This is a genomic window from Endozoicomonas atrinae (genome assembly GCF_001647025.1).
Taxonomy (GTDB): domain Bacteria; phylum Pseudomonadota; class Gammaproteobacteria; order Pseudomonadales; family Endozoicomonadaceae; genus Endozoicomonas; species Endozoicomonas atrinae.
Window position 1 is genome coordinate 1 of sequence record NZ_LUKQ02000763.1, and the last position, 546, is coordinate 546.

The 546-nt window shown below is 39.4% G+C and carries 1 protein-coding gene; it reads right to left on the minus strand.

What is annotated here, in order from left to right; translation table 11 throughout:
• Window positions 1-228: 228 nt before the first annotated feature.
• Window positions 229-387, minus strand: coding sequence for a hypothetical protein (locus AK963_RS36395; RefSeq protein WP_238593914.1), 159 nt, complete (start codon window positions 385-387; stop codon window positions 229-231).
• Window positions 388-546 lie beyond the last annotated feature (159 nt).

A 546-nucleotide genomic window follows, 5' to 3' on the forward strand; every position in this document is an offset into this window, starting at 1 on the left:
TCATCCTGAGTTTTAATCTGACTGGCTATTTGATCTACCAGTTTTTCGTTGATTTCAACGCTCATTGTTATTCTCCATTTTGGAGTATTAACGACAAGCGTTTACACAATTTAAATTACATTCCCATCATAAAATACCTAGAAGAATTCAACCGTAACGTATTTAGAAAAAATCAGTTTCAAGCGATATTTTAAACATTGATCGCAGAGCAGCAATAAATGTACCGATTTAATCGACCTCACTTTCATTGCCAGAACTTTCGACTTCCTCATCGATAAAAGTACGTCCAGTCACATCAAAAGAATCCTCTCCCCTATTGGCCATGTCATGAAGAGTGTCAGAAGCACCATTTCTGGCTGCGGTCTCTAAAAGCAACGAACCAGCCAAAGAGAGACCCAGAAGCACTTTGCAAACAGCGTTCATTATACCAATCGCATTTTCTAAATCCTTAAGCTGCCGCCAACTATGCTTAGGCATCATTACCATGCATTATCTAGAACAGATGTCTCGTCGACCACAGCTACCCGAAGGTTTTAATGATGTTGA